The sequence below is a fragment of the Amycolatopsis arida genome, assembly GCF_900115565.1.
GTDB lineage: Bacteria > Actinomycetota > Actinomycetes > Mycobacteriales > Pseudonocardiaceae > Yuhushiella > Yuhushiella arida.
In genome coordinates this window covers 678,945-703,852 of record NZ_FOWW01000003.1, presented here as the reverse complement: position 1 = coordinate 703,852, position 24,908 = coordinate 678,945, and the positions used below count along the sequence as shown (strand labels likewise).

Annotated in this window: 21 protein-coding genes and 1 tRNA gene; 11 read left to right on the top strand and 11 right to left on the bottom strand. The window is 72.4% G+C overall.

Annotated elements, in window-relative coordinates; all coding sequences use genetic code 11:
• The 5 genes from BM051_RS12835 to BM051_RS12815 all read right to left on the bottom strand — a co-directional run bounded on the left by BM051_RS12835 (position 1) and on the right by BM051_RS12815 (position 4,947).
• Entirely contained in the window at positions 1–792 is a 792-nt protein-coding gene (locus tag BM051_RS12835; RefSeq protein ID WP_092530285.1) for an ABC transporter ATP-binding protein, read from the bottom strand.
• Positions 789–1,574, bottom strand: a complete 786-nt coding sequence (locus BM051_RS12830; protein WP_092530284.1) for an ATP-binding cassette domain-containing protein — start codon at positions 1,572–1,574, stop codon at positions 789–791. Before BM051_RS12830 ends, BM051_RS12835 begins: the two co-directional genes overlap by 4 nt.
• Positions 1,571–2,422, bottom strand: coding sequence for an ABC transporter permease (locus tag BM051_RS12825; RefSeq protein ID WP_092530283.1), 852 nt, complete (start codon positions 2,420–2,422; stop codon positions 1,571–1,573). The genes BM051_RS12830 and BM051_RS12825 overlap by 4 nt, the downstream gene beginning before the upstream one ends.
• A 1-nt stretch (position 2,423) precedes the next feature.
• On the bottom strand, positions 2,424–3,368 hold the full coding sequence (locus BM051_RS12820) for an ABC transporter permease (RefSeq protein ID WP_092530282.1): 945 nt from the start codon (positions 3,366–3,368) through the stop codon (positions 2,424–2,426).
• A gap of 112 nt (positions 3,369–3,480) precedes the next feature.
• The gene (locus BM051_RS12815; RefSeq protein ID WP_092530281.1) at positions 3,481–4,947 is read right to left on the bottom strand and encodes an ABC transporter substrate-binding protein; all 1,467 of its coding nucleotides are present in this window, start codon (positions 4,945–4,947) and stop codon (positions 3,481–3,483) included.
• A 140-nt stretch (positions 4,948–5,087) separates the two neighbouring features.
• Here BM051_RS12815 and BM051_RS12810 point away from each other — a divergent pair, with 140 nt between their 5' ends.
• Complete coding sequence (locus BM051_RS12810) at positions 5,088–5,837, top strand: FadR/GntR family transcriptional regulator (RefSeq protein ID WP_092530280.1); 750 nt, start codon at positions 5,088–5,090, stop codon at positions 5,835–5,837.
• Positions 5,838–5,856: 19 nt separating this feature from the next.
• Positions 5,857–6,894, top strand: coding sequence for a patatin-like phospholipase family protein (locus BM051_RS12805; protein WP_092530279.1), 1,038 nt, complete (start codon positions 5,857–5,859; stop codon positions 6,892–6,894).
• Positions 6,895–7,126: 232 nt separating this feature from the next.
• Here BM051_RS12805 and BM051_RS12800 read toward each other — a convergent pair whose 3' ends face one another.
• The 5 genes from BM051_RS12800 to BM051_RS12780 form a co-directional block, all read right to left on the bottom strand.
• Positions 7,127–8,299: a thioester domain-containing protein gene (locus BM051_RS12800; protein WP_092530278.1), complete on the bottom strand. Its 1,173-nt coding sequence runs from the start codon at positions 8,297–8,299 to the stop codon at positions 7,127–7,129.
• 350 nt (positions 8,300–8,649) lie between these two features.
• Positions 8,650–9,714, bottom strand: a complete 1,065-nt coding sequence (locus tag BM051_RS12795; protein WP_092530277.1) for a trans-sulfuration enzyme family protein — start codon at positions 9,712–9,714, stop codon at positions 8,650–8,652.
• A gap of 31 nt (positions 9,715–9,745) precedes the next feature.
• Complete coding sequence (locus BM051_RS12790; RefSeq protein WP_092530416.1) at positions 9,746–10,120, bottom strand: FKBP-type peptidyl-prolyl cis-trans isomerase; 375 nt, start codon at positions 10,118–10,120, stop codon at positions 9,746–9,748.
• A gap of 125 nt (positions 10,121–10,245) precedes the next feature.
• The gene (locus BM051_RS12785) at positions 10,246–11,127 is read right to left on the bottom strand and encodes an LLM class flavin-dependent oxidoreductase (protein WP_092530276.1); all 882 of its coding nucleotides are present in this window, start codon (positions 11,125–11,127) and stop codon (positions 10,246–10,248) included.
• Positions 11,128–11,160: 33 nt separating this feature from the next.
• Positions 11,161–12,216 (bottom strand): fatty acid desaturase family protein, encoded by a 1,056-nt coding sequence (locus BM051_RS12780; protein ID WP_092530275.1) that lies wholly within the window; start codon positions 12,214–12,216, stop codon positions 11,161–11,163.
• A gap of 207 nt (positions 12,217–12,423) precedes the next feature.
• Here BM051_RS12780 and BM051_RS12775 point away from each other — a divergent pair, with 207 nt between their 5' ends.
• The 3 genes from BM051_RS12775 to BM051_RS29840 all read left to right on the top strand — a co-directional run bounded on the left by BM051_RS12775 (position 12,424) and on the right by BM051_RS29840 (position 16,376).
• Complete coding sequence (locus BM051_RS12775) at positions 12,424–15,228, top strand: penicillin acylase family protein (protein ID WP_092530274.1); 2,805 nt, start codon at positions 12,424–12,426, stop codon at positions 15,226–15,228.
• Positions 15,229–15,607: 379 nt separating this feature from the next.
• Positions 15,608–15,919: a hypothetical protein gene (locus BM051_RS29845; protein WP_243859417.1), complete on the top strand. Its 312-nt coding sequence runs from the start codon at positions 15,608–15,610 to the stop codon at positions 15,917–15,919.
• Entirely contained in the window at positions 15,876–16,376 is a 501-nt protein-coding gene (locus tag BM051_RS29840; RefSeq protein ID WP_243859418.1) for a phosphotransferase family protein, read from the top strand. The genes BM051_RS29845 and BM051_RS29840 overlap by 44 nt, the downstream gene beginning before the upstream one ends.
• A 476-nt stretch (positions 16,377–16,852) precedes the next feature.
• Here BM051_RS29840 and BM051_RS12765 read toward each other — a convergent pair.
• Positions 16,853–16,935 (bottom strand) — tRNA-Leu (locus BM051_RS12765).
• A 132-nt stretch (positions 16,936–17,067) separates the two neighbouring features.
• Here BM051_RS12765 and BM051_RS12760 point away from each other — a divergent pair.
• The 6 genes from BM051_RS12760 to BM051_RS12735 all read left to right on the top strand — a co-directional run bounded on the left by BM051_RS12760 (position 17,068) and on the right by BM051_RS12735 (position 24,873).
• Positions 17,068–18,294 carry an FHA domain-containing protein gene (locus BM051_RS12760; protein WP_092530415.1) on the top strand — a complete coding sequence of 409 codons (1,227 nt, stop codon included), beginning with the start codon at positions 17,068–17,070 and terminating at the stop codon, positions 18,292–18,294.
• Between the two features lie 314 nt (positions 18,295–18,608).
• Positions 18,609–19,076, top strand: a complete 468-nt coding sequence (locus tag BM051_RS12755) for an FHA domain-containing protein FhaB/FipA (RefSeq protein ID WP_092530273.1) — start codon at positions 18,609–18,611, stop codon at positions 19,074–19,076.
• Positions 19,073–20,467 (top strand): PP2C family protein-serine/threonine phosphatase, encoded by a 1,395-nt coding sequence (locus BM051_RS12750; protein ID WP_092530272.1) that lies wholly within the window; start codon positions 19,073–19,075, stop codon positions 20,465–20,467. The genes BM051_RS12755 and BM051_RS12750 overlap by 4 nt, the downstream gene beginning before the upstream one ends.
• On the top strand, positions 20,467–22,014 hold the full coding sequence (locus BM051_RS12745) for an FtsW/RodA/SpoVE family cell cycle protein (protein WP_092530271.1): 1,548 nt from the start codon (positions 20,467–20,469) through the stop codon (positions 22,012–22,014). Before BM051_RS12750 ends, BM051_RS12745 begins: the two co-directional genes overlap by 1 nt.
• The gene (locus BM051_RS12740) at positions 22,011–23,483 is read left to right on the top strand and encodes a peptidoglycan D,D-transpeptidase FtsI family protein (protein WP_092530270.1); all 1,473 of its coding nucleotides are present in this window, start codon (positions 22,011–22,013) and stop codon (positions 23,481–23,483) included. The genes BM051_RS12745 and BM051_RS12740 overlap by 4 nt, the downstream gene beginning before the upstream one ends.
• Positions 23,484–23,487: 4 nt before the next feature.
• Positions 23,488–24,873: a serine/threonine-protein kinase gene (locus tag BM051_RS12735; RefSeq protein WP_092530269.1), complete on the top strand. Its 1,386-nt coding sequence runs from the start codon at positions 23,488–23,490 to the stop codon at positions 24,871–24,873.
• The last annotated feature ends 35 nt before the right edge of the window (positions 24,874–24,908 follow it).

Below are 24,908 nucleotides of genomic sequence, written 5' to 3'. Positions count from 1 at the left end.
TCAGGCTTCCTCCGGTACGGCCAGCGCCCGGCGCAGGCTCGGGGCGGCCGCGATCAGCTCGCGGGTGTAGGGGTGCTCCGGCGCGTCGTAGACCCGGTCGACCGGACCGAGCTCGACGATCTCGCCGCGGCGCAGCACGGCCGCGGTGTCGCAGACGTGCCGCACCACGGCCAGGTCGTGCGAGACGAACAGCAGGGTGAGCGCGAACCTGTCCACCAGCTCGGCCAGCAGGTCGAGGATCTGCGCGCGGACCAGCACGTCGAGCGCGCTGACCGCCTCGTCGGCGATGAGCACGTCGGGCCGGGGCGCGAGCGCGCGGGCGATCGAGATCCGCTGCCGCTGCCCGCCGGAGAACTGGTGCGGGTAGCGGTCGCCGGCGTCGGCGGGCAGGCCCACCGCGTCGAGCAGCTCGCGCACCCGCTCCCGCCGGTCCGGCGCGCGGCCCAGCGGCTCGGCGACGATGTCCCGCACCCTCATTCGCGGGTCGAGCGAGCCCATCGGGTCCTGGAAGACGATCTGCAGTCGCTCGCGCAGGAAGCCGAGCCGGCGCTCGGGCAGGTGGTCGATCCGCCGCCCCTCGAACGAGATCGTGCCGGAGGTCGGCCGGTCGAGCGCGGCCAGCAGCCGGACCAGGGTGGACTTGCCGGACCCGGACTCGCCGACGATGCCCAGCCGCTGCCCCCTGGCGACGTCGAACGACACCCCGCGCAGCGCCACCACCTCCGGTCGTGGCCCGCGCAGCGACGTGCGGGGCCGCCGGTAGGTCCGCCACAGGTCGCGCACCTCGATCACGCGCTCACCTCCAGGTCGGACGCGGCCAGCAGCCGCCGGGTGTACTCGTGCTCCGGCGCGCCGAGCACCCGCCGGGTGGGGCCGGACTCGACGATGCGGCCCTCGTACATCACCAGCACCCGCTCGCACACGGTGGCGACCACGGCGAGGTCGTGCGTGATGAACAGCAGCGCGGTGCCCCGCTCGCGGGTGGCCGCGAGGATGAGTTCCAGGATCCGCGCCTGCACGGTGACGTCCAGCGCGGTGGTCGGCTCGTCACAGATCAGCAGCGCGGGGTCGTTGGCCAGCGCGATGGCGAGCAGCACCCGCTGCCGCTGGCCGCCGGAGAGCTGGTGCGGGTAGGCCCGCGCGGTGCGCTCCGGGTCGGGCAGCCGGACCGAGTCGAGCAGGTCGACCGCGGCCCGCCACGCCGCCCGGCGGTTCGGCCGGGTGCCGTGCAGCAGCATCACCTCGGCGACCTGCCGGCCCACCCGCATCGCCGGGTTGAGCGCGGTCATCGGCTCCTGGAACACCATGCCCATCTTCCTCCCGCGCAGCCGGGACAGCCGGGCCTCGGCGGCACCGACCAGTTCCTCGCCGGCGAGGGTGACCGAACCGGTGGCGGTGAGCTCCTCCGGCAGCAGTCCCATGACCGCCGCCGCGGTGAGCGACTTGCCCGACCCGGACTCGCCGATCAACCCGACCCGCTCGCCGGGACCAACCGTGAGGTCGACGTCGCGCACCAGCCGGGTGTCCCCGACGGACACGTCCAGGCCGCGCGCCTCCAGCACGGGCGTGGTCATCGGCGGGCCTCCAGTCGAGGGTCGAACCGGTCGCGCAACCCGTCGCCGAGGAGGTTGAACCCCAGCACGGCGATCGCGATCGCGGCGCCGGGCACCAGCGCGAGCCGGGCGTCCACGGCCAGCAGCTCCTGCGACTCCTGCAGCATCCGGCCCCACGACGGTGTGGGCGGGCTGGTGCCGAAGCCGAGGAACGACAGCGCCGCCTCGGCCAGCACGGCGATCGCGAACGACACCGACGACTGCACGATCACCAGCCCGGCGATGTTCGGCAGGACGTGCCGCACCGCGATGTGCGGGCGGGACCGGCCGGCGGCCCGCGCGGCGAGCACGTACTCGGTGCTCATCACCTGCATCGTGCCGGACCGGGCGATCCGGGCGAACGCCGGCACGGTCGCGATCCCGATGGCGACCATCGCGGTGAGCGTGCTCGCGCCGTACACCGCGCCGAACATGATCGCCAGCAGCAGCGCGGGGAACGCGAGCACGAGGTCGTTGGCCCGCATCACCAGCTCGCCCGGCCAGCCGCCGACCATGCCGGCGAGGATGCCGAGCGGGGTGCCGACCAGCGCCGCGATGCCGACCGCGACGATGCCGACGTACAGCGTGGTCCGCGCACCCACCATGAGTTGGCTGGCGAGGTCGCGGCCGAACTTGTCGGTACCGAGCACGTGCTCGCCGGTCGGGCCGAGCAGCCGCACGCTGGCGTCGACCAGCAACGGGTCGTGCGGCGTCCAGACGAACGACACCAGCGCGGCCAGCACCACCAAGCCGACCAGCACCGCGCCGACGACCAGACTCGCCGAGGACGTCGACCGGGTGCGCCCGCGAACGGGGGTGAGGGTGGCCATCTCAGGACCTCCGCAGCCGAGGGTCGAGCACCGCGTACGCCACGTCGACCAGGAAGTTCACCAGCAGCACGCCGACCACCAGCACCAGCACGATGCTCTGCACGGCGAGCAGGTCGCGGGCGGCGACGGAGTCGAGCAGCATGCTGCCCAGCCCCGGCAGCACGAACACCCGCTCCACCACGACCGCGCCGACGAGCAGCGTCGCCAGCTGCAGCCCGAGCACGGTGACCACCGGCACCGCGGCGTTGCGCAGCCCGTGCCGCAGCAACGCCGGCAGCGGTCGCAACCCCTTGGCCCGCGCGGTACGCAGGTAGTCCTCGCGCCGCACGTCGAGCACCGCGGAACGAACGTAGCGGGTCAGCACCGCGCCCTGCACCAGCCCGAGCGACAGCGCCGGCAGCGCCAGCCCGCGCAGCCACTCCACCGGGTCCACCACCGGCGGGGTCCACCCGCCGGACGGCAGCCAGCCCAGCCGCACCGCGAAGACCTGCACCAGGACGATCCCGGCCAGGAACGCCGGCACCGCGACGCCGAGCTGGCTGGCGCCGGAGATCACGGCGCCGCTGACCCGGCGGTGGCGCACCGCGGCGAGCGTGCCGAGCGGCACGGCGACCAGCACCGCGACCAGCATCCCGGCGCCGACCAACCACAGCGTCACCCCGAGCCGGTCGACCAGCTGCGGCCCGATGGCCTCCCTGGTCACGTACGAGCGGCCGAAGTCGCCACCGAGCACGTTGCCCATCCAGTCCAGGTACTGGGTGACCAGCGGCCGGTCGATGCCGAACTCCTGCCGGGTCCGCTCGACCAGCTCCGGGGTCGCGTTCACGCCCAACGCCACCTGCGCGGGGTCGCCGGGCAGCACCGCCATGAACAGGAACACCAGCACCGAGGCGACCAGCACGCTGGCCACGAAGATCGCCGCGCGCCGAACGATCGCTACCGCCATGCCGCCTCCCCGGCAGGGAGTCCGTGCGGGGTGATGCCTACCGCCGTCGCGGAAGGACGTACGTCGGCGGTGCCCGCCGCCGCCTCCTCGGTGCGGAGTACGTCGGCGGGCCTCATCGGGCGCGCCCCAGCCCGGTCAGGTCGAACGACTCGCTCACCTGGTTCGGGGTCAGCCCGGTGACCTTCTTCTTCGCCGCCACCACGTTCGGGAACAGGAACAGCCAGTTGGCCGCGGCGTCCTCGGTGATCGTCCTGGCCACCTCCCGCATCGCCGCGACCTGCTCCCGCCTGGTCCCGGTGTCGGCCGCGGCGAGCAGGTCGCGCACCCGCGGGTTGTCGTAGCCCCAGTAGTAGCTCGGCCGGCCGAACGTCGTGATGTCCCGCGCCTCGACGTGCTGGATGATCGACAGGTCGTAGTCGTGGTCGGTGAACACCTGCTGCAGCCACACGGCCGGGAAGTCCAGCGGCTCGATCGCCACGGTCACCCCCACCTTGCCCAGCTCGGAGGCCACCACCTGGGCCGCCGACACGGCGTACGGCAGGTTCGGGACGCGCAACCGCAGCGTCGGGGTCGGCTGACCGGCCTCGGCGAGCAACGCCCGCGCCCGGCCAGGGTCGTACGGGTAGTGCCCGGAGAGGTCCTCGTACCACGGGTCGGTGGGCGGGACCATGCTGCCGATCAACGTGCCGCGCCCGGCCCACGCGGTGGTCAGCAGCGCCTCCCGGTTCACGGCGAGGGTGAGCGCGCGGCGCACCCGCACGTCGTCCAGCGGCGGGCGGGCGTTGTTGTAGGCGAGCACGACCTCACCGTTCGTGGTGCCCTGCAGCACGGTGAACCGGGTGTCCCGCTCGAACTGGGGGATCGCGTCCGGCGCGGTGATCGAGGAGATCACGTCGATGCCGTTGCTCAGCAGGGCATTGCTCATCGCGGTGGGGTCCTTGTAGTACTTCAGGACCACCGTCCGGTACTCCGGCGCCCTGCCCCAGTAGTCCGGGTTGGCGCGCAGCACGATCGAGTCGCCGCGCCGCCGCTGCGCCACCTCGTAGGGTCCGGTCCCGACCGGCGAGTTGGCGAGGTCGGCCACGCCGGTGGGGCTGAACATGGCGCCCACCCTGCCGGCCATGTCGAACAGCCAGGCGTTGCTGGGCCTGCTCAGCACCACCCTGGCGTGCGTGGGGCCGACCACCTCGACGTGGTCCACGACGTCCATTTTGGACTTCAGCGACACCGTCCACTCGGACTTCACCCGCTCGACGGAGAACTTCACGTCCTCGGCGGTGAACGGAGCGCCGTTGCCGAACCGGACGCCCTCCCGCAGCTGGAAGTCGTACACCGTGCGGTCGGCGTTGACCGTCCAGGACTCGGCCAGCAGTGGAACGATCTCGGCGTTCGCGTCGAGCTTCACCAGGCCCTCGTAGACGTTGTAGAGCAGCGCCTGCGGGATGGCGGCGCCGTCGGTGGTGGTGAAGTCGAGGTTCTGCGGCTCGGCGGTGAACCCGACCGCGAGGGTGTCCTCGCCGCCACCCACGGCGGCGGTCGACCCCGCCGTGCACGCCGTTCCGGTGAGCCCGGCCGACATGGCAAGGACCAGCGCGAGGGTTGTTCGCCGCAGTCGGCCGCGCATAGGCACCCCAGGTTAGTATGCTGGTCGGACCAGTGGCCTAGGTTTGCACCCGGCGTGATGTAGGTCAAGGGGTATCGGCGAGGGAGGCGGATCCGGTGCGGTTCGAACCCGTGGCGCCGGTACGCGCCTACGAGCGCGTCGTGGAGCAGATCGAGCAGGCCGTGCTGAGCGGGCGGCTGGCCCCCGGCGCGCGGTTGCCCAGCGAGCGGGACCTGATGGCCCAGTTCGGGGTCAGCCGGTCGACCGTGCGCGAGGCACTACGGGTGCTGCAGGCCGGCGCGGTGATCCGGTCGAGGGCCGGCGACCCGCGCGGCCCGGAGGTGCTCCCGCCGTCCCCGGCGACGCTCGAGAAGTCGATGCGCCGGCTGGCCCGCGCCGAGCACCTCGGGCTGGCCGAGCTGCTGCAGTTCCGGATGCAGCTGGAGGGGTCGGCGTTCCTGCTCGCGGCGCGACTACGCACGGCCGAGCAGCTCGCCGAGATGGAGATCGCGCTGGCGGCGATGCGCACGCACGTCGACGACGACTACACCGCCTTCAGCGAGGCGGACGTGGCGTTCCACGAGGCCGTGGCGCGGGCCACCCAGAATTCGCTGATCGTGGTGTGCGGCCAGGTGGTGCGCGGCGTGGTGCTGGAGCTGATCGAGGACAAGCTGGCGCACGCCGACGACCGCCGCGCGCTGATGCGGGCGTCGCTGGCGCACCACACCGAGGTCCTGCGCGCGGTGCGCGACCAGGACGGGCCGCTGGCCTGCCGGCTGGCCCGTCGCGCGTTGTACGACTACTACGCCGAGTACGTGCCGGCCGAGCGACGAGCCATGCTCGAACCGTTACTGGACCAGCACTGAGCGCCACTACCCTGGAGAGATGGAGCGGAGCGGCGTCGGGCTGTGCCTTTCCGGCGGCGGCTACCGGGCGATGCTCTTCCACACCGGCGTGCTGTGGCGGCTCAACGAGCTGGGTCAGCTGCCCCGGCTGGCGGTGATCTCCAGCGTGTCCAGCGGCGCCATCGCCGCCGGCGTGCTCGCCCACGCCTGGCCCGACCTGGAGTTCCGGCACGGGGTGGCGGTGGCGTTCCAGGAGCGGGTGGTGCGGCCGGTGCGGGCGTTGGCCGGGGTGAACATCGACGCGCGGGCGGTGCTGCGCGGCCTGGCGCGGCCGTGGCGCAGCGTCGGCGAGGAGGTGGCCGCGTCGCTGCGCCGGCACCTGTTCGGCCGGCGGATGCTGGCCGAGCTGCCGGAGTCGCCGCGGTTCGTGTTCACCGCGACGAACCTGCGCACCGGGGCGCTGTGGCGGTTCTCCGGCGCGGCGATGGGCGATCCGGATTCCGGGCCGCTGCCGCCGGTGGTGTCGCTGGCCACGGCCGTCGCGGCGTCCTCGGCGTTCCCGCCGTTCCTGTCCCCCGTGGTGCTGCGGCACGGCGGACGCGGGGTGGTGCTCTCCGACGGCGGCGTGTTCGACAACCTCGCGCTCGACCCGGCCACCGAGTGCTGCGCGACCGTGCTGGTGAGTGACGGCGGGCGGCGGATCCGGCGGCTGCGCCGGGTGCCCCGGGACTGGCCGCGGCACGTGCTGCGCGCGGTGGACGTGGTGGACAACCAGGTGCGCAGCCTGCGCAAGCGGGCGCTGCTGGCGTCCTACGACCGCGGGGACTTCCGCGGCGCGTACTGGGGCACCTACCGGGACATCGCCGACTTCGGCCTGCCGGACGCCCTGCCCGCGCCGGCCGAGCGGACCCTGGCGCTGGCCGAGCTGCCGACCCGGTTGCACCACGTCCCGCCGACCGTCCAGGAACGACTGATCAACTGGGGCTACGCGGTGTGCGACGCCGGGATGCGCCGCTGGGTGCTGCCGGGCGCCGCGTCACCGCGGGACTTCCCGTACCCCACGGCCGGGGTGGGCTGACCCGGGACACGGGTCGGGCCCGGGACCACTCCCCCTGGAGGCGGCCCCGGGCCCGTGCTTCATCCGCGCGCCCGCGGTCGGTGTGTCCGCGCCCTGGGTACGGGTGTCCGCGCCGTGCGACGCGGACACGTGGTCAGGGAACGCGGACACGGGGTCAGGGAACGCGGACACGGGGTCAGGGAACGCGGACACGGGTGGGACCGGCGGCCGGCGCCGGTCCCACCCGTCCGGATCAGGCGGTGCCGCGGCGGCGGCGCACCAGCAGCAGGGTCACCGCGCCCGCGCCGAGCAGGCCGGCGCCGATCAGCAGCGGGGTGAGCGCGGAGAACCCGGTCTGCGCCAGGTCGTCCTGGTCGGCCTGCGGCCGCACCGGCGCCTCCGTGGTCGGCGGCGTGGTCGGCCCGGCCGGGGCGGTCTCCGGCGGCGTGGTGCCGGGCGTCTCCGGCTTGGCGGTCCAGGAGCCCTTCGCGCCCGCGGTCAACTTCGACTTGTCCGACTTCGCGACGATCATTGACTGAGCCTTGTGCTCGTCGGAGTAGCCCTTCATCACGAACAGCCGGCCGGTGTCGAGATGGGCGCTGCCCTTCAGCTCGAAGGCGCCCCCGCCGGCGGCGGCGTCATCCGACACGTCGAAGTAGAGCTCGGTGCCGTCCTTGATGTCCTCCGGCGCGATCTCCTTGCCGTCGGCGTCGGTGATCTCGACGCCTTCCGGCAGCTCGGTGACCAGCTCGTTGATCTGGCCGGTGGTCCGCACGGTGAACGGCCCGACCCGGCTGCCGGCCTTGCCCTCGGCCTTCGCCGGGCTGACCTCCAGCGCCGGTGTCGGCTGCTCGCCGACGCCCTTGTTCTCGACACCGGTCAGGTAGTCGTAGAGGGACTTCACGTCCGCGGCCGACTCGTCCGGCGCGGCCACCTTCTTGAGGTCCTTGCCGTCACTGAAGTGCCAGACCGCGGCCTGCGTGCCGGTGATGGCTTCCTTCTGGTCCAGCCCGCCGGTGAACGAGATGCCCTCGTCGGTCAGCTTCTTCTCGAGGTCGGCCAGCTCGATGGCCGGGTAGCTGTGGTGCAGCACCCAGTTGATCTTGTCGCGGTTCTTGTGGAACGGCGACTCCTTGTCGGGGAAGCCGTCCCACGGCCGCTCGATCATGTCCACATCGGTCAAGGCGTCGACGTGAACCTGGATGCAGTAGGTGACCAGCTTCTCACCACCGTCCAGCTTGATGCTGAAGAGCTTCGTCGGAGCACCACCGTCCGTGAAGGCGACCCCGTAGCCCTCCGCGTGGGCCTTCTTCTCGACCCGTCCCTTCGCACTCTCGGCGGTGGCGGGCAGGGCGCCACACATCACCACCATCGACGCGCCGAGAACGGCGGCGCCGGTCCGTTGGAGGAGTCTCTTACCGCGCATGTGTCTCCTTAAGACGTCCGAACTGCGTTCCCGCAAGGTCCGTGCGGTGCCGCCGCCGGTCGTGCACGTGCGGGCGGAGCTAGCACCGTCGAGCTGAAAGCACACCCAGTCGAGCGAGCCGGAGCATACACAGGGCAACAAACGGCCCAAAAACCACTCCCCCTTATGGAGAAAAAGCCCTAATCGGGGGACATGTCTCTACGTCGGGTAGTAAACCGCGACCCCGATCCAGTGGCTTGCCGTCGTCCCGCCCGGCCGCGGAACAGCCCGTTCCACGACAACCATGGCGGCCTTACTCCGTTCGGAGCATCCAATTCGGACTACTTTTCCGCGGGCGCTCGAACCCGGCGTCAACCGACCCGGTCGAGGGCGGCGGCCAGGTCGCGCCACAGGTCGGCCGGATCCTCCAGGCCCACGCTGAACCGGACCAGCCCGGCCGGGACGTGCGCGTCCCCGGCCAGCGCGGCCCGGCGCTCGACGCAGCTCTCCACGCCGCCGAGGCTGGTGGCGTGCCGGATCAACGTCAGCCCCGCGCACACGCGGTCGGCCGCCGCGGCGTCGGCCAGTTCGAAGGCGACCATGGTGCCCTCGCCGGGATACCGCACGACGCGCACCGCCGGGTGCTCGGCGAGCCGCTCGGCCAGCAGGGCCGCGCTACGACCGGCCTCCGCCAGGCGCACCGGCAGGGTGCGCAGGCCACGCAGCGCCAGCCACGCCTCGAGCGCGCCCGGGGTGGCGCCGCCGCGGGTGCGGGCCGCGCGCAGCTCGCCGGCGAGGGCGGGGTCGGCGGTGACGGTGAGTCCGAGCAGCAGGTCACTGTGCCCGCCGATGAGCTTCGTGGCGCTGTGCACCACGACGTCGGCGCCGAGCGACAGCGGGCGGCGGCCAAGCGGGGTGGCGAAGGTGTTGTCCACCACCACCCGGGGGCGGCGCGGCCGGGCGGCCGCGGCGGCGGTGATCGCGGGGATGTCGACGAGGTCCAGCGTCGGATTGGTCGGCGACTCTAACCACACCAGGTCGACGCGTTCGGTGGCGGCCACCCACGCGGCGGTGTTGGTGGGCGCGATCCGTTCGACCCGCAGCCGGCCGGCGCGCTCGGCGTGGTCGAGCACGGCGCGGGTGCCGGCGTAGCTGAACGTCGGCACCGCGACCACGGCACCGACCGGCAGGACGTCCAGCACGGCGGAGAGCGTGGCCAGTCCCGACGCGAACGCGGTGGCGTGCCCGCCTTCGAGCGCGCCGATCGCCTCCTCCAGCGCCGCCCACGTCGGCGTGCCGTCCTCCCGCGAGTAGGCGCGTTCGCCGCCGGCGGCGAACGTGCTCGCCGGCACGATCGGGACGTTCAGCGGCTCCCCCGCTCGCTGCGGCCGGCCGGCCGCCACGGCGCGGGTGCGGAGGGACCAGTCGTCGTGCACGGGTCCACGGTAGACGGCCGGCCGCGGGCGCTCAGGAGACGTCGACCAGGTCGACGACGAACACCAGCGTCTCGCCCGGCTTGATCACGTCGCCGACGCCACGGTCGCCGTACGCGAGGTGCGGTGGGATCACCAGTTGGCGGCGGCCGCCGACGCGCATGCCGGTCACACCCTGGTCCCAACCGGGGATGACCCGGCCGGCGCCGAGCGGGAAAGGCAGCGGCTGGCCGCGGTTGTAGGAGGCGTCGAACTCCTCACCGGTGGAGAGCGAGACCCCGACGTAGTGCACGCTGACCGTGGCGCCCGGGTGGGCCTCGGGGCCGTCGCCGACGGTGAGGTCGGTGACCCGCAGGTCGGTCGGTGGCGGGCCGTCCGGCAGGTCGACCTCGGGCTTGTCGGCGGGCATGCGCGCTCCTCGTGCGGTGGTCGTCGGGTGGCCGATGGTCGGCTCGGTGATGTCGGTGATGCCGGTGATGTCGGTGGGGTGTCGGGTCGAGCCCACCGTAACCAACCACGCCCGGCCGCGCCCGGTCACCGCAGCAGCGTGTCGACCTCGGCCAGCAGCTCGCACTGCCGCATCCAGTCCGGACCGTCGAGCGCCACCAGGATCCGCTCGGCGCCGGCCTCGACGTAGGCGGCGAAACGCTCGGCCACCGCGGGCGGGTCGCCGGACACCACGACGCTCGCCGCCTCATCCGGCGTCATCCCGTGGTGACCGACCAGGTCGCGTAGCACGTCGTCCTGTGTGGACGGCGGACCGAAGGTGGTGTGCACCCCGACCGTGATGGTCGGCGCCGCCCTGCCGTCGGCGAGCTCGCGGAGCCGGCGGGCGCCGCGGGCGACCGCGGCGGGCGTGGTCAGCGAGGGCAGCCACCCGTCGCCGAACCGGACCACCCGGCGCAACACGGCCTCCGATCCGCCGCCACCCACCAGGATCGGTGGCCGGGTCGCGCCGGGCGCCAGCTCGACACCGACCCCGCCGACGTCGGTGCGGGCCCCGGACACCAGGCCCGGCAACAGCGCGAGCGCGGCGTCCGTGCGACGGCCACGCTCGCCGGGCGGCACGCCGCTGGCCCGCCAGAACGGGGACTCCGGGAAGCCGCCCACGCCGACCCCGAGGACGACCCGATCCGCGGACACGTGCTGCAGCGTCGCCAGCTGCGCGGCCAGTAGCGGGACCGGACGCAGCGGGAGTACGAGCACGCCGAACCCGAGCCGGACCCGGCTGGTGGCGCCGGCGGCCGCGGCGAGGACGACCACGCTCTCCAGCGACGGCGTGCCGTCGCCGATGATCACGTCGGACGCCCAGGCGGACTCGAGGCCGAGCCGTTCGACGTGCCGGGCGCCGGCGACGACGGCACGGGGATCCGGCTGGTCCAGGGAGGGCAGGGCGACTCCGATCCGCACGTTCATGCCCCCAGCGTGCGACCTCCAGCCAGCTCGAGGTCAACCCGCCGCGCGCAGGGGTGCGCCGGCCCGGTGGAGGTGGCCCAGTGCCTCCGCCCAGGACCGCAGCAACCCCGTCTCGTGGTAGCGCAGGCTCAGCTCGGCGCAGTACCCGCGAACGATCGGCCGGGCGCGGCGCAGGTGCGGTGTCGGCAGGTGCGGGAACAGGTGGTGCTCGATCTGGTAGTTGAGTCCACCCATGGCGACGTCGACGAACCGGCTCCCGCGCACGTTGCGGGAGGTGAGCACCTGACGGCGCAGGAAGTCCAGCTTCTGGCCGGGCTCGATCATCGACATGCCCTTGTGCCCCGGGGCGAAGATCGATCCCATGTAGACACCCCACAGCCCTTGGTGCACCGCGAGGAACACGAGCGCCTTGCCCGGTGAGAGCACCAGGAACAGCGCACCGAGGTAGCCGACCACGTGGAGCAGCAGCAGCGTGGCCTCCAGCCCGCGGCGCCTCATCGTCGGGCGGAACAGCGCGCGCACGCTCGAGTAGTGCAGGTTCAGCCCTTCCAACGTGAGCAGCGGGAAGAACAGGAACGCCTGCCAGCGGCCGAGGAACCGGGGCAGGCCCCGGCTGGCCCGGGCCTGGTCGGTGGACCACACGAGAACGTCCGGCTCGACGTCGGGGTCGAGGTCGGCGTGGTTCGGGTTGGCGTGGTTCGGGTTGGCGTGGTGCCGGGTGTGCTTGTCCATCCACCAGCCGTAGCTCATCCCGATACCCAGGTTCCCGGCGAGCCGGCCGGTGATCCCGCTGGGCCGGCGGGTGCGGAACACCTGCCGGTGCGCCAGGTCGTGCGCGACCAGCGCGATCTGTCCGAACAGGACGGCGAAGAACACCGCGAGCAGGAGCTGCCACCAGCTGTCGCCCAGCGCGGCGAAGGCAACCCAACCGCCGGCGAACAGCGTGGCGACGAGGCCGAGCCGGACGACGTAGTAGCCGGGCCGCCGGTCGAACAGCCCGGCGGCGGAGACCCGCCGGGTGAGCTCGGCGAAGTCGCTGCCGGTCCGTGGTGGGGTGGGCGCGGGCGGCGCCCGGTCGATGATCGTCATACCTGCCGAGTCTGCTGCCCCGCGGTGTTCCCGGTAATCCCGCCGACCCCCGACTCGTGTTCTGGTGATCCACAATCGGCCGGTAGGGCCGACCCCCCCCCCCACCCGGGTAGGCCAACCGAGGGACAGAACGCGAATAGTCTTCACGAATTGCCGTACTCGTCGGTAATGTGCTCGGCGCCACAATCGGCCGAAGGAGGCGCCGGTATGCGAGTCCGCCCGCCCGCCCTGATCGCGACCGCCGTGCTCGTCACGGGCATGGTGCTGACCCTTCCGGTGCCCGCCGCCGAGCCGGCACCCCTTCCGGCGGTGACCGACTACTGCGGCGGCCAGTGCGCCGACATCCTGCCGCCGGGCCAGAACGGCAACGCCACCCTCGCCGAGATCCTCGCCCACCGCACGCTCGGCACCCGACCCCGGCACGCCGCCGACCAGCTCGGCAAGTACGCGGCGCTCGCCGACCACCACCGCGGACTGACCACCGGCACGATCTCCCGGTTCTTCAACGACGCGTCCTTCGGCGTGCCGCCCGAGCAGGTGGAGAGCCGGGTCTCGCCGCGGGCCGACGTGACGATCATCCGGGACAGGACCACCGGGGTGCCGCACGTCTTCGGCACCACCCGGTCCGGCACCACGTTCGGCGCCGGGTACGCCGCCGCGCAGGACCGGCTGTGGCTGATGGACATCATGCGCCGCGTCGGGCGCGGCCAGCTCACGCCGTTCGCCGGTGGCGCCGACGCCAACCGGAGCCTGGAGCAGCGGTTCTTCAGCGCCGCGCCGTACACCGAGGAGGAGCTGCGCCAGCAGATCGACACGGTCGCCCGCTCCGGCCCGCGCGGCGCGCAGGGCCTCGCCGACGCGCGGTCCTATGTGGAAGGCATCAACACCTACATCCGGCAGGCACACCGGGGCCGCTACTTCCCGGGCGAGTACGTGCTCACCGGGCACGTCGACGCGATCACCAACGCCGGCAGGATCGACCCGTTCACCCTCACCGACCTGGTGGTGCTGGCGTCCGTGGTCGGCGCGCAGTTCGGCGGCGGCGGTGGCGGCGAGGTGCGGGCGGCCATCGCCAAGCTGGCCGTCCAGGAGCGCTACGGGCTCGCGCGCGGCGAGGAGGTGTGGCGGAGCCTGCGCGCCGAGGACGACCCGGAGGCCGTGCGCACCCTGCACGACGGGCAACGCTTCCCGTACGGGAGGACGCCGGCGAACGCGCGGGGCCGGGCCATGCCCGAGCCGGGGTCGGTGACGCCGCAGCAGTTGGTGTTCGACCGCACCGGATCGGCGGCCGGCTCCGCCGCGCCGGAGCGGGTGCCCGCGCCGGAGGAGCTGGAGCCGGCGCGCGGCATGTTCACCGACGGCGTGCTCCCGGCCAACCTGCTCGAGCAGCGGCACGGGATGTCCAACGCGCTGGTCGTGTCCGGCCGGCATTCCGAGAGCGGCCACCCGGTGGCGGTGTTCGGCCCGCAGACGGGGTACTTCGCACCGCAACTGCTGATGTTGCAGGAGCTGCAGGGGCCGGGGATCAGCGCGCGCGGTGCGTCGTTCGCCGGGTTGAGCTTCTACGTGCTGCTCGGCCGCGGCCAGGACTACGCGTGGAGCGCGACGACGTCGGCGCAGGACATCATCGACACCTACGCCGTCGAGCTGTGCGAGCCGAGCGGGGCGCCGGCGACGAAGGAGTCGAACGCCTACCGGTTCCGCGGCGAGTGCCGGCCGATGGACGTCGTGGAGCGGCGGAACGCGTGGCGACCCAGCGTGGCCGACCCGACACCGGCCGGGTCCTACACGCTGCGCGGCTTCCGGACCGTCTACGGTCCGGTGACCCATCGCGCGGTGGTCGACGGGAAGCCGGTGGCCTACGCCGCGCTGCGCTCGACCTTCCTGCACGAGGTGGACTCGCTGCTCGGGTTCCAGGAGTTCAACGACCCGGACGCGATCCGCTCGGCGCAGGACTTCCAACGGGCCGCGGCGAAGGTGAACTTCACGTTCAACTGGTTCTACGCCGACGCTGACGACACCGCGTACTTCAACTCCGGGGCGAACCCGCGGCGCTCGCCGGTGGTGGACCCGAGCATGCCGATCCGGGGCGACGCCGGATTCGACTGGCGGGGCTGGAACCCGGAGGGGAACGTGGCGGAGTACACCCCGTTCGCCGAGCACCCGAGGTCGGTGAACCAGGACTACTACATCAGCTGGAACAACGCGCAGGCGCTGGAGTACGCGGCGGCCGGGTACGAGAAGTCGTCGGTGCACCGGGGTGATCTGCTCGACCGGCGGGTGCGGGAGCTCGTCGCCGATGGCGGCAAGGTGAACCGCGGGGAGCTGACCAGCGCGATGGCCGAGGCGGGGCTGGCGGACCTGCGGGTCGAGCAGGTGCTGCCCGAGCTGCTGCGGGTGATCGACACGGCGCCGACCTCGGAGCCGGCGGTGGCCACGCTGCGGGCGTGGGCCGCGGCGGGCGGGCTGCGGCAGGAGACGCGACCGGGCAGCCAAGAATATGCCCACGCCGAGGCGATCAAGATCATGGACGCGTGGTGGCCGCTGCTGGTGCGCGCGCAGTTCGAGCCGGGGATGGGCAGTGCGGCCTTCGACGCGATGGTCGGGGTGCTGCAGATCAACGAGTCGCCGTCGGGGTTCCAGAACGAGGTGCCGGGCAAGCGGGTCGGGCAGCCGCACCAGGGGTCGGCGTACCAGGCCGGTTGGTGGGGGTACGTGCACAAGGACGTGCGGGCGCTGCTCGGCGATCCGGTGCGCGGACCGCTGGGCGCCCGGTTCTGCGGCGGCGGTGACCTCGAGCGGTGCCGGCAGGTGTTGCTGGACACGCTGCGCCAGGCGGTGGCGCAGCCGATCGCCGAGGTCTACCCCGGCGACGCCGACTGCGCGGCGGGCGACCAGTGGTGCGCGGACTCCCTGGTGCACCGCCCGCTGGGCGGCATCACCCACGACAAGATCAGCACCCAGAACCGCCCCACGTTCCAGCAGGTGGTGGAGTTCCCCAGCCGCCGCTGACCGAGACGGAGGCAGGAAGCCGCCGCCCCACGCGGGCGGCGGCACCAGGGATCACGGCCCACGCGAGAACCAGTGGCGAACCCGACACGGGAAGCCCCCGAGCAGTGGTCCCCTCGGTTCTGCCGTTGCCCAGCTCGTGCCAGCCCGGCACGGGCTAACCGAGGGGCACGCCAAGCGCCACCCGAGACAAGGGCCGCCTGGTTCCCCGACCAGCCCCAGCGGGGCCCCGAGTAGAGTGCGACGCTCGCGTGAGCGCAGTCACAAGGGGGCCACTGTGAGCACCACACGATCACACACCCGGGCGGAGCACTCTCGGCGTGCGGTGTCCGCGGCCGTGGGGCTGGCGCGTGCCCATGGTCTCCGAGTCGAGGAGCCGGTGGTGCTCGCCGATCTGTTCTCGCTGATGGTTCACCTCCGGCCGGCGCCGGTGGTGGCGCGGGTGGCGACCCGTATGCCGAGGCTGCGTTCGCCCATCGCGGACTGGCTCCGGCTGGAGATCGACGTCACGGCGTTCCTGGCGGGGCAGGGCGCGCCGGTGGTGGCGCCGAGTTCGGAGCTGCCGCCGGGACCACACGAGGCGGACGGCTTCGCGGTCAGCTTCTGGCGCTATCTCGAGCCGGACCCCGACCGCTGCCGACGGTGTGGCGATGCTGCCCGACCTGCACGCCGCCCTGCGGACCTACCCGGGTGAGCTCCCGCTGGTCGCCGGGCACGACATCCGGCGTGGCATGGAGCTGCTCGCCGCGTCCGGCGAGCGGGAGTTCCTGAGCGCGGCGGAGGTCGACCTGCTGCACGCGTCGGCCGAGCGGTTGGCCCCGTTCCTGGCCGCGCCGGGTGGTGACGTGCGGCCGTTGCACGGCGACGCCCACCCGGGGAACCTGGTCGCCACCCGGGCCGGCCTGGTGTGGATCGACTTCGAGGACGTGTGCCGCGGGCCGATGGAGTGGGACCTCGCCTCGATGATGGACGCCGGCGCCGAGGTGCGGCATCTGGATCCGGACCCGGAGCTGCTCGCCCGGTGCCGGCAGCTCCGCGCCCTCCAGGTGGCCCTGGCCCTGACCACCTTCTACGACGACTTCGGCGACACCGAAGGCTGGGACCCCGGCCTCCGCCACTTCCTCACCACCCTGGCCACCTCCCCAGCCTGACCCCCGCTGCCCTGAGCTGGGCCGACAGTGTCTGACGGGGTGGAATTCTCGGCGTCCCCATCCCGAAGCCTCGGGATGCTTGGTCTCCCCACCCCGAAGCCGTGATTGTGTTGACGGTCGGCGGCACCGTGTCAAGCCGGGAAAGAGTGGCTTGACACGGCACCCCCGACCGCAAAGCGGCTTCGGATCGGGGTGGGGGGAGGGATGGCTGTTGCCCCCTGCCCCCTTGTCGCCATGGCTGCCGGCAGCCAGGCCGCACCCGGGGCCCCACCGTCCCCACGGGTGGCACCAGCAAGCGAGCGCCAGCGAGCGAAGCGCCCATGAGACGACGCACCCGCACCTTGCTGGTTCACGACCAAACGTCACCAGCGCCCGCCAAGGCGAGGAGCTCGCACCGTGGGGGGTGTGGGGGGCTCGGCCCCCCACAGCGAAACGGGAAACCGGGAAGGTGGGCGCGACAGCGCCACCGAACAGGGTGGGCGAGGAGGGAGTTGAACCCTCACGTCCTTCCGGACACACGGACCTGAACCGTGCGCGTCTGCCATTCCGCCACTCGCCCTGAGCAACTGCGACAGCCAGGTCAGCGTAGCAGGTGGGCCGGGCGGGTTTCGCCCGCCCCCGTGTTGAACGGTCCGTATCCAGATACGATCTATTGCGGAAGCACACGTGCAGGACGAAGGAGATGTTCCCCGTGGGCCGCGTTCAGCGCTTCGACCGGCGGCTGGAGGGCATCGTGGGGAACACCTTCGCGCGGATGTTCGGTGGCAACGTCGTCACGCAGGAAGTGGCGCAGGCGCTGGAGCGTGAGAGTGAGGACAACGTTCGCGAGCTGGCTGGCGGCCGGCTGCTCGCCCCCAACCACTACATCGTCTCGCTGGGGCCCGCTGACCACGACCGGATGGCGGGGGACGAGCAGCGCGTCACCATGGTCCTCGCCGACGCCGTGGCGGAGCATCTCGCCGAGCACGGTTGGGACACCTATGGTGACGTCGTAGTTTCGCTCGAGCGCAACGAGGCGCTGCATACTGGACAGTTCAGGACCCGCTCGACCGTCGATCCCGACGTCACCGCACACGACGCCGGCAGCCGACCGCGGTCAGCACGAACCAGCGACGCAGGAGACCGACCAATGAGCCAGCCCCCCGGCTACGGCCAATACGACCAGGGTGACCCGTACGGCCAGCAGGGCCAGTACGGCTACGGACAGCAGGGCCAGCCCGGGTACGACCAAGGCTATGGCCAGCCGGGCGGCCAGCCTGGTTACGACCAGGGCTACGGTCAACCGGGTTACGACCAGGGCTACGGCCAGCAGCCCGGGTACGACCAGGGCTATGGCCAGCCGGGCTACGACCAGGGCTACGGGCAGCCGGGTTACGACCAGGGCTACGGCCAGCAGCCCGGGTACGACCAGGGCTACGGCCAGCAGCCCGGGTACGACCAGGGCTATGGCCAGCCGGGCTACGACCAGGGCTATGGCCAGCCCGCCGGCCAGCCGCCGGGGTACGACCAGGGCTATGCGCCCCCGCCGCCGCCGAGCCCGCCGGCCGGCTACCCGGCGCAGCAGCCACCGCCGGACCCGTACGCCCAGCAGGGTTACGCCCCGCCCGGGGTGCCGGGCGGCAACCGGCAGCTCGCCGCGACGCTGCAGCTCGACGACGGGTCGAACCGCACGTACACCCTGAAGCAGGGTGGCAACGTGGTGGGCCGTGGCCAGGACGCGGACTTCCGGCTGCCGGACACCGGGGTGTCCCGCCGGCACCTGGAGATCACCTGGGACGGGCAGAGCGCGACGCTGGCCGACATCGGGTCCACCAACGGCACCACGGTGAACGGCACGCCGGTGCAGACGTGGCAACTCGCCGACGGCGACGTGATCCGGGTCGGGCACTCGTCCCTGGTGTTCCGCACGCAGGGCTGACGGGCCTCGCCGGCGGCTCAACCCATGTCCTTGCCGGCGGTAAGCACCAGCCCACGGACGGACACAGGGGCACCGGGAACGGCCGCCGACCACCGGCGGGGTGGGGAGCGCGGACGGAAGAAGTACGGCGCGGACCACCGTGCCGGAGCGACGCACGACCGAGGTGGGGACCACACTGCGGGTACCGGGTGGCGCGTTCCGGCGATCCCGCACGGCTCGGCTGCGGGCCTCCCGCATAATGGCGACCACGCGGGGGACCCGCGGCGAACACGCGCCGCGGGCTGGGCGCGAAGAGGCGGGAGCTGACACAACAGGTGCCGGAACTGGTTGTTCAACTCACCAGAGTAGGTTTCCTCGTCCTGCTCTGGCTGTTCGTGCTGGCCGCGTTGCGCGTGGTCCGCTCTGACCTGTACGCGGCCTCGGGCCTGCGCGTCGCGATTCCGTCGTTCCGCCGCAACAAGAAGGAGGCAAGGCCGCGCAGCGGGCGCAAGACCCCGCGCCAGCTCGTCGTCACCCACGGCGCGCTGGCCGGCACGCGCATCGCGCTGGACGGCCGGCCGATCCTGATCGGTCGCGCGGACGACTCCACCTTGGTGCTGGACGACGACTACGCTTCCACCCGGCACGCCCGATTGTCGTTGCGCGGCGACGATTGGTATGTCGAAGACCTGGGCTCGACGAACGGGACCTACCTCGATCGGGCTAAGGTCACTGCACCCCTCCGAGTCCCGCTCGGCGTCCCCATCCGGATCGGCAAGACGGTGATCGAGCTTCGCCCATGACTCTCGTCCTCCGCTACGCGGCCCGCAGCGACCGGGGCCTGGTGCGCTCCAGCAACCAGGACTCGGTGTACGCCGGCCCCCGCCTGCTCGCCCTCGCCGACGGCATGGGTGGTCACGCCGCCGGAGAGGTGGCCAGCAAGGTGGTCATCGCCTCGCTCGCCCCACTCGACGACGACGAGCCCGGTGACGACCTGCTGTCCCAGCTGCGCGAGGCGGTCGCCCAGGGCAACGCGGCCATCGCCGAGCTCGTCGCCAACGACCCCGACCTCGACGGCATGGGCACCACGCTCACCGCCGTGCTGTTCTCCGGCACCCGGCTCGGCCTGGTGCACGTCGGCGACTCCCGGGCCTACCTCTACCGCAACGGCCAGCTGAGCCAGATCACCCGGGACGACAGCTTCGTCAACGAGCTGCTCGAGCAGGGCCGGATCACCGAGGAGGAAGCGGCCACCCACCCGCAGCGCTCGCTGCTGCTCAAGGCGCTGACCGGGCACGAGGTCGAGCCGCACCTGACCGTGCGGGAGGCCCGCGCCGGCGACCGGTACCTGCTGTGCTCGGACGGGCTGTCCGGGATGGTGAGCAACGAGACGCTGGCCGAGGCGATCCAGATCCCCGACCCGCAGGACTGCGCGGACCGGATGATCGAGCTGGCACTCAAGGGCGGCGGCACCGACAACGTCACGGTGATCGTGGCCGACGTGGTGGACGTCGACTTCGGCGAGGACGCGCCGATCGTCGGTGGCGCCGCGGGCGACGGCACCGACGAGCAACACCAGGGCGACTCCCCCGCCGCCAGGGCGAGGGCACTCACCGCGCCGCCACCGCCACCGCAGCGGGTGGAGCCGGCGGAACCGGGGTTCGACCCAAAAGTCAAACGCCGTAAGCGGATACGGCTGCTGGTCGCGCTGGGTCTGGCGCTGATCCTGCTGGCCGCTGCGGCGATCGCGACCCGCTACTTCGTGCTCCACCAGTACTACGTCGGCGAGGGCGGCGACGGTGAGGTGGTCATCTACCAGGGCGTGCCCGGCAGCCTCCTGGGCTTCGACCTGCACCGCCAGGCCGAGGGCTCGTGCCCACCCGAGGCGGCGCTGTGCGACCCGCTGCGGCTGACCGACCTGCAGCAGGACGCGCGGGCGGCGGTGGCCAACGGGGTGAAGCGGGACAACCTGCAGGAAGCCCGTCGCTATATCGACATGCTGCGCCGAAACAACGTGCTGGACTACTGCGACCCGCCGCAGCAGTCGACCGAACAGACCGAACCGACCGAGCAAACGGACCCGACCGACCCGCCGCCCCCGGAGGGTGACCAGGCGGCCGAGCCCCCGCAGCGCGGCCAGCCCGGGGTGGACTGCCGCCCCCGACCAGGACAGCCGACCACGGGTGGTCGCTGATGGGTCAGCCCGTCCCGAGCGCCCCGGCCGGTCAGTACTCCACCAACCCGCCGCGGCAGTTTCCCAAGCGGCGCGGCACCGAGCTGATGATGTTGGCGTTCGCCGCGTTCATCGTGACCATCGCGCTGGTGCTGGTCGACGCCAACCAGGAGCAGGAGCTCACCTGGGCGATCTTCTGGTACGGACTCGCCTACCTGACGATCTTCACGGTGGCCCACCTCGCGGTGCGCCGCTGGGCGCCCTACGCCGACCCGCTGATCCTGCCCTCGGTCGCGCTGCTCAACGGCATCGGCCTGGTGATGATCTACCGGATCGACTCCGCGCGGGCGGAGCGGGCGGCGTCGCTCGGCCGCGACTTCTCCCCGGACGCCCCCACCCAGGTGATCTGGACCGTCCTCGCGCTCGCGTTGTTCCTCGCGGTGCTGATCGTCGTGCCCGACCACCGGGCGCTCACCCGCTACGCCTACATCTCCGGCCTGGTCGGGATCGTCGCGCTGGCCCTGCCCGCACTGCTGCCCCGGTCGCTGTCCGAGGTCAACGGTGCCAAGGTGTGGATCAAGCTCGGCTTCGCGTCCATCCAGCCGGGTGAGTTCGCGAAGATCCTGCTGATGATCTTCTTCGCGTCGTTCCTGGTGTCCAAGCGCGAGCTGTTCACCGTGGCCGGCAAGCGGGTGCTGGGCGTGGAGCTGCCGCGGGCCCGCGACCTCGGACCCATCCTGATCGCCGCGGCGGCCTGCCTCGGCATCCTCGTCTTCGAGAAGGACCTCGGCACCTCGCTGCTGTTCTTCGGCGTCGTGCTGATGATGCTGTACGTGGCGACCGAGCGGGTCATCTGGGTGGTGCTCGGGCTCGGGTTGTTCCTCGGCGGCGCGCTGATCGCCTACAACCTGTTCACCCACGTGCAGCAGCGGGTGGCGAACTGGATCGACCCGCTGGCGACATACGACGAGCCCGGCGGCGGATACCAGATCGCGCAGGGCCTGTTCGGGCTCGGTACCGGCGGGCTCGGTGGCACCGGGCTCGGCGCGGGGCGGCCGGAGATGGTGCCCGAGGCGCACACCGACTTCATCACCGCCGCCATCGGCGAGGAGCTGGGCCTGATCGGGCTGTCCGCGCTGCTCATGGTGTACCTGATCCTGGCCACCCGCGGGATGCGCAGCGCGCTGGCGGTGCGGGACACGTTCGGCAAGCTGCTCGGCGGCGGCCTGTCGTTCACCATCGTCATGCAGGTGTTCGTCATCGTCGGCGGCGTCACCAAGCTGATCCCGATGACCGGCATCACCACGCCGTTCCTGTCCTACGGCGGGTCGTCGCTGCTGGCCAACTACATCCTGGTCGCGCTGCTGCTGCGGATCTCCGACGCGGCTCGGCGACCGCAGCCACCGGCGAAGCCGCGGCCGCAGCAGCAGGCGCCACTGGCCGAGGCGCACACCGTGATGGTGCAGCGCCCCTCGAACACGAACTCGCCGCATTCGGGTCCGATGCAAGCGGGTCCGATGCAAGCGGGCCCACCGGAGGCGGGTCCGGCGCAAGGGGGTCCCCGATGAACACACCGTTGCGCAAGGTCGGCGTCGCCATGCTGGTCATGGTGACGTTGCTGCTGGTCAACGCCACCTACATCCAAGTGGTGAAGGCCGACGACTACCGCTCCGACGGGCACAACAGCCGGGTGCTGCTGGACGAGTACTCGCGGCAGCGTGGGACGATCGCCGCGTCCGAGTCCGGCCAGGTGCTGGCCGCGGTCGAGTCGACCGACGACAAGTTCAAGTTCCTCCGCACCTACCCCGGCGGCGCGACGTACGCGCCGGTCACCGGGTTCTACTCGATTCGCTATGGCGCTCACGGACTGGAACGCGCCATGGACGAGGTCCTCAACGGATCCGATCCCCGGCTGTTCGTCCGCCGGCTCTCCGACATGATCACCGGCAGGGATCCGCGCGGCGGCAATGTCCGGGTGTCCATCCGGCCGTCGGTGCAGGAGGCCGCGTACAACGCGATGACGCGCCGCGGCTACAAGGGTGCCGTGGTGGCGCTGGACCCGAAGACCGGCGACATCCTGGCCATGGTCTCCACCCCGTCGTACGACCCGAACCGGCTCGCCTCGCACGACGGCAAGGAGCAGGAAACGGCCTGGACGGAGCTCAACAAGAACCCGAACAAGCCGATGCTGAACCGGGCGATTCAGGAGACCTACCCTCCGGGATCGACGTTCAAGCTGGTGGTCACCGCCGCCGCGCTGGAGAACGGCGCCGGCCCGGACACCCCGGTCACCAACGCCGCGGAGGTGCAACTGCCCGGCACCAGGGGCGCCGACCTGGAGAACTTCGGGCACCAAACCTGCCCGGGCAGCACGCTCAAGGACGCGCTGGCGTACTCGTGTAACACCGCCTATGCCGAACTGGCCGCGAGCCTGGGCAAGGAGAAGTTGACCGAGACCGCGGCGAACTTCGGCATCGGCCAGACCGACCTGTACATCCCGATGCGGGTGGCCACGTCGGTGCTCGGCCCGATGTCCAGCCCCGCCGAGCTGTACCAAACCGGCATCGGCCAGCGCGACGTGCGGCTCACCCCGCTGCAGGACGCGCTGCTCTCGGCGACGATCGCCAACGGCGGGGTGGCGATGAAGCCGCGGTTGGTGAAGTCGCTGCTCGCCCAGGACATGTCGGAGATGGAGGAGTTCCGGCCGGAGGAGCTCACCGGTGATCCGGCGATGTCGCGGGCCAACGCGACGATCCTCACCGACATGATGATCGCCTCCGAGGCCAACACCAAGGGCGGCGGCAAGCGCGCCGACCTGAAGATCGCCTCCAAGACCGGGACCGCCGAGCACGGCACCGACCCGAAGGCGACGCCGCCGCACGCGTGGTACACCGCGTTCGCGCCGGCCGACGACCCCAAGGTCGCCATCGCGGTGATCGTCGAGTCCGGCGGCAACCGTGGCCTCGCGGCGACCGGTGGCACCGTGGCCGCCGAGGTGGGCCGCGCCACGATCGCCGCCGCGCTCGGGGGAGGTTAGCCGGATGCTCTCCTCGGGGCAGCTGCTCGCCGACCGCTACCGCCTGGCCAACCGGATCGCCGTCGGAGGGATGGGCGAGGTCTGGGCGGCCGACGACACCCGGTTGGACCGGACGGTCGCGGTGAAGGTGCTCAAGGCGGAGCTGTCCGGCGACGCGGAGTTCCTGCACCGCTTCCGCACCGAGGCCCGCACCACGGCGTCGCTGAACCATCCGGGGATCGCCGGGGTGCACGACTACGGCGAGACGGTCGAGCCGGGCACGCGGTCGGCCGACGGGTCGGGTGAGCCGCAGCACATCGCCTACCTGGTGATGGAGCTGGTGGCCGGCGAGCCGCTGGCCGGCATCCTGGCCCGCGAGGGCCGGCTGTCCGCCGACCGCACGCTGGACGTCCTGGAGCAGGCCGGGCACGCGCTGCAGGCGGCGCACGAGCGCGGGCTGGTGCACCGCGACGTCAAGCCGGGCAACATCCTGGTCACCCCGACCGGGCAGGTGAAGATCACCGACTTCGGTGTCGCCAAGGCCGCCGACGCGGTGCCGGTGACCCGCTCGGGCATGGTGATGGGCACCGCCCACTACATCGCACCCGAGCAGGCTCTCGGGCACGACGCCGAGCCGACCAGCGACGTGTACTCGCTGGCAGTGTGCGGGTACGAGTGCCTCGCCGGGCACCGGCCGTTCCTCTCCGAGAACGCCGTGACGGTGGCGATGATGCACATTCGCGACCTCCCGCCGCCGCTGCCGCCGGACGTGCCGCCGCACGCCCGCGCGGTGATCGAGGCGACCCTGGTGAAGGACCCGCGCCAGCGCTACCGCAACGGCGGCGAGTTCGCCGCGGCGGTGGCCGCGGTGCGGGCCGGCCGGCCGCTGCCCGCCCCCGTGGGGCTCGCCGCGTCCCACGCGCCCCGGTACCCGCCGGTGTCCCCCGCCCCGATGGCTCCGGTGGGTCCCGGCTCGCACCCGACGCTCCAGCCGGTCACCCCGCCCGGCTCCGGCCCGTTGCCGCACCCGGGTGTCGCCCCGCCGCCGCCCCGCCGCCGCGGGCACGTCGCGCTGTGGGTGGTGCTCACGCTGGTCATCGTGCTGCTGGTCGTGGGGCTGGCGCTGGTGCTGCCGGCGCTGCTGCGGGCCGACGACTCCGGCGATGGGCCGACCAGGGGTGGCGAGGTGGGCTTCACTCCGGCACCGGAGCAGAATTACCCGCCGGGCGCGCCCGAACGGGATGAGACGGACTCCACCGGCACCGAGGACAACTGGTGGGACGGCCGGGAGCGTCAACCAGGAAACGACGGTGGACAGGGCATGATGGGCACCGGCGTGCCCGGCGGTGGCGGCACAGTAGGAAGGCCCGAACCGGTACCAGGCGCGGACGCGCCGGCCGTGGGCGAGTGAGGCGAGAATACGTGGATGAAATGGGACGGCACGGA